At 70.4% G+C, this 6,669-nt stretch carries 6 protein-coding genes; all 6 read right to left on the bottom strand.

Translation table 11 applies throughout. The features are described 5' to 3' along the window. Nucleotides 1–259: 259 nt before the first annotated feature. The 6 genes from AMK13_RS39870 to AMK13_RS39845 all read right to left on the bottom strand — a co-directional run bounded on the left by AMK13_RS39870 (nucleotide 260) and on the right by AMK13_RS39845 (nucleotide 6,635). On the bottom strand, nucleotides 260–1,945 hold the full coding sequence (locus AMK13_RS39870) for a ribonuclease J (RefSeq protein WP_049651675.1): 1,686 nt from the start codon (nucleotides 1,943–1,945) through the stop codon (nucleotides 260–262). 171 nt (nucleotides 1,946–2,116) lie between these two features. Continuing rightward, nucleotides 2,117–3,016, bottom strand: coding sequence for a 4-hydroxy-tetrahydrodipicolinate synthase (dapA, locus tag AMK13_RS39865; protein ID WP_049651676.1), 900 nt, complete (start codon nucleotides 3,014–3,016; stop codon nucleotides 2,117–2,119). A gap of 215 nt (nucleotides 3,017–3,231) precedes the next feature. Continuing rightward, nucleotides 3,232–3,963: an FAD-dependent thymidylate synthase gene (gene thyX / locus AMK13_RS39860; RefSeq protein ID WP_049651677.1), complete on the bottom strand. Its 732-nt coding sequence runs from the start codon at nucleotides 3,961–3,963 to the stop codon at nucleotides 3,232–3,234. Continuing rightward, nucleotides 3,960–4,418, bottom strand: coding sequence for a tetratricopeptide repeat protein (locus AMK13_RS39855; protein ID WP_049651678.1), 459 nt, complete (start codon nucleotides 4,416–4,418; stop codon nucleotides 3,960–3,962). The genes thyX and AMK13_RS39855 overlap by 4 nt, the downstream gene beginning before the upstream one ends. Nucleotides 4,419–4,488: 70 nt before the next feature. After that, a complete protein-coding gene (dapB, locus tag AMK13_RS39850; protein WP_074006413.1) occupies nucleotides 4,489–5,235 on the bottom strand; it encodes a 4-hydroxy-tetrahydrodipicolinate reductase in 747 nt (248 codons plus the stop codon). Nucleotides 5,236–5,282: 47 nt separating this feature from the next. Then, nucleotides 5,283–6,635 (bottom strand): M16 family metallopeptidase, encoded by a 1,353-nt coding sequence (locus tag AMK13_RS39845; protein WP_234348371.1) that lies wholly within the window; start codon nucleotides 6,633–6,635, stop codon nucleotides 5,283–5,285. Nucleotides 6,636–6,669 lie beyond the last annotated feature (34 nt).

The following is a 6,669-nucleotide window of genomic DNA, read 5'->3' as shown; positions in this document are numbered from 1 at the left end:
CGGGCTTCGTTCTTTCGTGTTTCCAGCTTATCAGATGTTTTCCGCTCCGTTTTCCGGAGTTTCATTCATCCGATTTGCTTTCGCCTTTCGGCGCTCCCGAACTCTATCAGAGTCTTTCGGTCCGTTTTCCCCGGTCGTTCTCGAATTCGAATCCGAATTCGAGCCCGTTTCCGAGGGGCCGTCCCGTGGGGCAACCCGGAGAACATTACGCACCGGGTCGCCCCACGTCAAACCGGCCTCAGCCGGTCTTGAGCGAGCCTCAGACCTCGACGACGACCGGCAGGATCATCGGCCGGCGGCGGTAGTTGTCCGCGACCCACTTGCCGATGGTCCGGCGGACCAGCTGCTGCACCTGGCGGGGCTCCAGCACGCCGTCGCTCGCCGAGCGGTCCAGGCCCTCCTGGAGCTTGGCGACGACCGGGCCGAAGGCGTTGTCGTCGATGCCGGAGCCGCGGGCCTGGATGGTCGGGCCACCGACGATCTTGCCGTTGGTCGAGTCGACCGCGACGAAGACCGAGATGAAGCCCTCCTCGCCGAGGATCCTGCGGTCCTTGAGCGAGGCCTCGGTGATGTCGCCGACCGAGGAGCCGTCCACGTAGACGTACCCGGCCTGCACCTTGCCGACGATCCGGGCGACGCCCTTCTCCAGGTCGACGCAGACGCCGTCCTCCGCGATGACCACGCGGTTGCGCGGCACCCCGGTGGCGATGCCCAGCTCGGCGGCCGCGCGCAGGTGGCGCCACTCGCCGTGGACCGGCATCAGGTTGCGCGGCTTGCAGATGTTGAAGAAGTAGAGCAGCTCGCCGGCCGAGGCGTGGCCGGAGACGTGCACCTTGGCGTTGCCCTTGTGCACGACCTTGGCGCCCCAGCGGGTCAGGCCGTTGATCACCCGGTAGACCGCGTTCTCGTTGCCCGGGATGAGCGAGGAGGCCAGGACGACGGTGTCGCCCTCGACGATGCGGATCTGGTGGTCGCGGTTGGCCATCCGGGACAGCGCCGCCATCGGCTCGCCCTGCGAACCGGTGCAGATCAGCACGACCTCCTTGTCCGGCAGGTCGTCCAGCTGCTTGACGTCCACGACCATGTTGCCGGGGACCTTCAGATAGCCGAGGTCGCGGGCGATGCCCATGTTGCGGACCATCGAGCGGCCGACGAAGGCGACCTTGCGCTTGTACTCGTGCGCGGCGTCCAGCACCTGCTGGATGCGGTGCACGTGGCTCGCGAAGGAGGCCACGATGATGCGCTTGTCGGCGTTCGCGAAGACGTTGCGCAGCGCCGCCGAGATGTCCCGCTCGTGCGGGATGAAGCCGGGGACCTCGGCGTTGGTGGAGTCCACCAGCAGCAGGTCCATGCCCTCCTCCGCCAGCTTGGCGAAGGTCGGCAGGTCGGTCAGGCGACCGTCCAGCGGGAGCTGGTCCATCTTGAAGTCACCGGTGGCCACGACCATGCCGGCGGGGGTGCGGACCGCGACCGCCAGGGCGTCCGGGATGGAGTGGTTGACGGCGATGAACTCGCAGTCGAAGGGGCCGATGCGCTCGCGCTCGCCCTCCTTGACCTCCAGCACGTACGGCCGGATGCGGTGTTCGGCGAGCTTGGCCTCGATCAGGGCGAGGGTCAGCTTGGAGCCGATCAGCGGGATGTCCGGGTTCTCCCGCAGGAGGAAGGGGACGGCGCCGATGTGGTCCTCGTGCCCGTGGGTGAGGACGATGCCGTCGACCTTGTCGAGACGGTCCCGGATGTAGCTGAAGTCCGGGAGGATCAGGTCCACGCCGGGCTGCTCGTCCTCGGGGAAGAGGACGCCGCAGTCGATGATCAGGATGCGGTCGCCGTACTCGAGGACCGTCATGTTGCGGCCGATCTCGCCGAGGCCGCCGAGCGGAGTGATACGGAGGGCGCCCTCCTTCAGTGCCGGGGGCGCGCCGAGCTCGGGGTGCGGGTGGCTCAAAAGACTCTCCTCACGACGCGCGCCATATGTCCGGGGTCCTCCCCCTGGAGACATATGGCGCGCGTTCTCAGTGTCGTTTTCCTACTGGGTCTGTGCTCTCGCGCCTACGGTCCGGTCCAGCGGCGGACCCGGGGAGGTCCGGCGAGCCGGGGGCGCGCACGTCCGTGTCTGCTAAAGGTGTACCCCGCCGGAGGCGAGATCCTGCTTCAACCGCTCGATCTCCTCGGGCGTCGCTCCGACCAGCGGGAGTCGCAGCGGGCCGGCCGGCAGGCCCTGGAGTTCCAGCGCGGCCTTGGCGAGGATCACACCCTGGGTGCGGAACATACCGCTGAACACCGGCAGCAGGCGCTGGTGGATGCTCGTGGCCTTGACCACATCGCCCGCCAGGAAGGCCTCGACCATCGCCCGCAGGTCCGCCGCCACCACGTGCCCGACGACGCTGACCACGCCGACGGCTCCGACGGACAGCAGCGGCAGGTTGAGGATGTCGTCGCCGGAGTACCAGGCGAGGTCGGCGCGGGCGATGGCCCAGGCCGCGGCGCCGAGGTCGCCCTTGGCGTCCTTGTTGGCGACGATCCGCGGGTGCTCGCCGAGGCGGACCAGCGTCTCGTGGCTCAGCGCGACCCCGCTGCGGCCCGGGATGTCGTACGCCATGACCGGCAGGCCGGTGGCATCGGCGACCTCGGTGAAGTGCCGGTACAGGCCCTCCTGCGGGGGCTTGTTGTAGTACGGCGTGACGACCAGCAGGCCGTGCGCCCCGGCCGCCTCGGCCTGGCGGGCCAGCTCCACGCTGTGGTGGGTGTCGTTGGTGCCGACGCCGGCCACCACGTGGGCGCGGTCCCCGACCGCCTCGACCACGGCGCGGACCAGCTGGGCCTTCTCGGCGTCGCTGGTGGTCGGGGACTCACCGGTGGTGCCGTTGACGACGAGGCCGTCGTTGCCGGAGTCCACGAGGTGCGTGGCGAGGCGCTGGGCGCCGTCGAGGTCGAGCGCGCCGTCGGCGGTGAACGGGGTGACCATGGCGGTCAGGACCCGGCCGAACGGCGTCTGGGGGGTGGAGGTCGGAGCCATGCGTCCAAAGCTACTCGTAGGCGGTGGGGCGGTACCCATGCCGGTCCGGTGTTCGGACAGGTGCAGCGCGTCGGTGGCGCGGACGTGGGATTCCGGTGCTGCCCGCTCGGGGGTTCGGGCAGCACCGGAATCCGTGTTCACGAATGTAGGGAGCGGCTAGAAAAGCCGCAATCCAGACATGCCAGACACTCTGCCCGTATGCCTGTCGTCCCAGGTCAGGGGGCGACCCGGCCGTGCTTCTCGAAGGCCGCATGGGTGAGCGGCATGAGCCGGGCCCACTGCTCCTCCATCTGCTCCGCGACCATCTCGATCTCGCGCTGCGGGAAGGACGGCACCGCCGAGTTCTCCCGCCGGGTGCGCAGCGACAGGAAGTGCATCAGCGAACGCGAGTTGCAGGTCGCGTACATCGAGGAGAACAGGCCCACCGGCAGCACCGCGCGGGCCACCTCGCGGGCCACCCCGGCGGCCAGCATCTCCTGGTAGCGGGCGTAGGACTCGACGTACGCGGCCTCCATCGCCGCGGTCGTGGTCCGGTGCTGCTCCGGCGTGCCCTCGTGGAACTCGTACTTGCCGGGGCGGCCCTCCTGGACCAGCTTGCGCTCCTCGCCCGGGACGTAGAAGACCGGCTGGAGCTCGCGGTAGCGGCCGGACTCCTCGTTGTACGACCAGCCGCTGCGGTGCCGGTGGAACTCCCGGAACACGAAGATCGGCGCGCTGATGAAGAAGGTCATCGAGTTGTGCTCGAAGGGCGTGCCGTGCCGGTCGCGCATCAGGAAGTTGATCAGGCCCTTGGACTTCTCCGGGTCCTGCTGGAGGGCCTCCAGGGACTGCTCGCCCGCGGTCGAGACCCGGGCCGCCCAGATGACGTCCGAGTCGGCGGCGGCGCTGCGGACCAGCTCCACCGTCACGTCGCTGCGGAAGCTGGGGGCCGTCGGTTCGTCGCTCACGCGTTACTCCTTGCGGGTTCGGTGCTGTGCAGCTTGATGGCGTGCTGCATGGTCTTGCGGGCGCGCGGGGTGTCGCCGGCGTCGGCGTAGGCCACGGCGAGGCGGAACCAGACCCGCCAGTCGCCCGGCGCGTCCTGTGCCTCGGCCTGGCGGCGGGCGAACACCGCGTCGGCCGAGGCCCGGTCGATCCGCCCGCCCTTGCTGCGCTCCAGCTCGTCCACCGGCAGGCCGCCCTCGGCCTCCAGCTCGCGGGCCAGCCGCTCGCTGTCCCGGCCGAAGCGGACGGTCTGGCGCAGGAACCAGACCCCGATCACCGGGATCACGAAGGCGCAGACCCCGATGCCGATGCCGAGCGGCTTGCCGGTGGCGATCAGCTGGACGCCCTCGCCCACGCAGACCAGGGCGACCAGCAGCAGCACGCCGGACAGGACGAAGAAACCGGTGCGGGAGGTCATCGGGCCCCTCCGGGGATCGGTACGGTCCGGTTCGGCGTGCTCTGGTACGGCACGGTCTGGTTCGACACTGTCACAGGTCCAGGAAGTGTTCGAGGCCGAAGGTCAGCCCCGGCGTCCCGACGACCTTGCGCACGCCCAGCAGGATGCCCGGCATGAAGCTGCTGTGGTGCAGCGAGTCGTGCCGGATGGTGAGCGTCTCGCCGGTGTCGCCGAACATCACCTGCTGGTGCGCGAGCAGGCCGCGCAGCCGCACCGCGTGCACCGGCACCCCGTCCACGTCGGCGCCGCGCGCGCCGGGCAGGCTGTGGGTGGTCGGGTCCTGCTGCGGCGGCCGGCCGGCCTCGGCCCGGGCGGCGGCGATCAGCTGGGCGGTGCGGGTGGCCGTCCCGCTGGGGGCGTCGGCCTTGCGGTCGTGGTGCAGCTCGACCACCTCGACCGACTCGAAGTACCGGGCGGCGATCTGGGAGAACTTCATGCCGAGGATGGCGCCGATGGAGAAGTTCGGCGCGATCAGCAGGCCGAGCTCCGGGGCCTCGTCCAGCCAGCCGCGGACGGTGGCGAGCCGCTCGTCCGTCCAGCCGGTGGTGCCGGTGACCACGTGGATGCCGTGGTGCAGGCAGAAGTCCAGGTTGCCCATCACCGAGTCGGGGTGGGTCAGCTCGACGACCGCCTGGGCGCCGGCCTCGGTCAGCTCCTCCAGGTCCGACCCGCGGCCGAGGGTGGCGACCAGCTCCAGGTCCGGCGCGGCCTCCACGGCCTTGACCGCCTCGGAGCCGATCCGTCCCCTGGCGCCGATCACGGCGACACGCAGCGTCATGGCAAAAGTTCCTCTCACCTGGGATTCAGCGGATCCGGAAAAGCGGATCAGACCAGCAGATCGGCGAGCTTGGCGGCCCGCTTGTCGTTGACCGGGCCGATCAGGGCGAGCGACGGCCGGTACGCGCCCAGCACATCACGGGCCACCGCGTGGACGTCCTCCAGGGTCACCGCTGCGATGCGCTCCAGCATCTCGTTCACCGACAGGTGGTGCCCGTAGCTGAGCTCGGCCTTGCCGATCCGGTTCATCAGCGAGCCGGTGTCCTCCATGCCGAGCACGGTGGAGCCGGAGATCTGGCCGATCGCCCGGCCCAGCTCCTCCTCGGTGATGCCCTCCTCGACCACCTTGGCCAGCTCGGCGCGGCAGATCCGCAGCACCTCCTCGACCCGCTTGGGCTGGCAGCCGGCGTAGATGCCGAACAGGCCGCTGTCCGCGTAGGACGAGGAGTACGAGTAGACCGAGTACGCCAGGCCCCGCTTCTCGCGGACCTCCTGGAACAGCCGGGAGCTCATCCCGCCGCCGAGGGCCGCGTTGAGCACGCCCATCGCCCAGCGGCGCTCGTCGTGCCGGGGCACCCCGGGCACGCCCAGCACCAGGTGGGCCTGCTCGGTGGAGCGGTTGAGCACCTCGACCCGGCCGGCCGTGCGCAGCGCCTTGACGCCGCGGCGGGCCTCGGCCGGCGCCGCGGTGGACGCCGCCAGCAGCGGCGCGAAGGCCTGCTCGACCTGCTTGACCACCTTGCGGTGGTCGAGGTTGCCGGCCGCGGCGACGACCAGCTGCTCGGGCCGGTAGCGGCGGCGGTAGAAGCCGGCGATCTGGTCCCGGGTGAGCGTCCTGATGGTCTCCTGGGTGCCGAGGATCGGGCGGCCGAGCGGGCCGCTGCCGAAGATCACCTTGGCGAACAGGTCGTGCACCACGTCGCCCGGGTCGTCCTCGGCCATCGCCATCTCCTCGAGGATGACGCCGCGCTCGGACTCCACGTCCTCGGTGCGGATCAGCGAGCCGGTGAGCATGTCGCAGACCACGTCGATGGCCAGCGGCAGGTCGGTGTCCAGGACCCGGGCGTAGTAGCAGGTGTTCTCCTTCGCGGTGAAGGCGTTCATCTCGCCGCCGACCGCGTCCAGGGCCGCCGAGATGTCCAGCGCGCTGCGCCGCTCGGTGCCCTTGAAGAGCAGGTGCTCCAGGTAGTGGGTGGCGCCGTTGAGCTGCGGGGTCTCGTCCCGCGAGCCGACGCCGACCCAGATGCCGAAGGTCGCGGAGCGCACCGTCGGCAGGGTCTCGGTGACGACCCGAAGGCCGCCGGGGAGCACGGTGCGGCGCACCGTGCCGGCGCCGTCGACGCCCTTGAGCAGGGTCCGGGTCGTGCCGGGACGCTGCGTTACCGCCGGGGCCTGCGCCACGGGGGGTACCTCCAGAGGAAACGCACGTGCGGAT

Origin of the sequence: Streptomyces sp. CB02056 (genome assembly GCF_001905545.1) — a bacterium.
Classification (GTDB): Bacteria; Actinomycetota; Actinomycetes; order Streptomycetales; family Streptomycetaceae; genus Kitasatospora.
The sequence above is the reverse complement of the archived record's forward strand: the minus strand, read 5'-3'. Positions and strand labels throughout refer to the sequence as shown.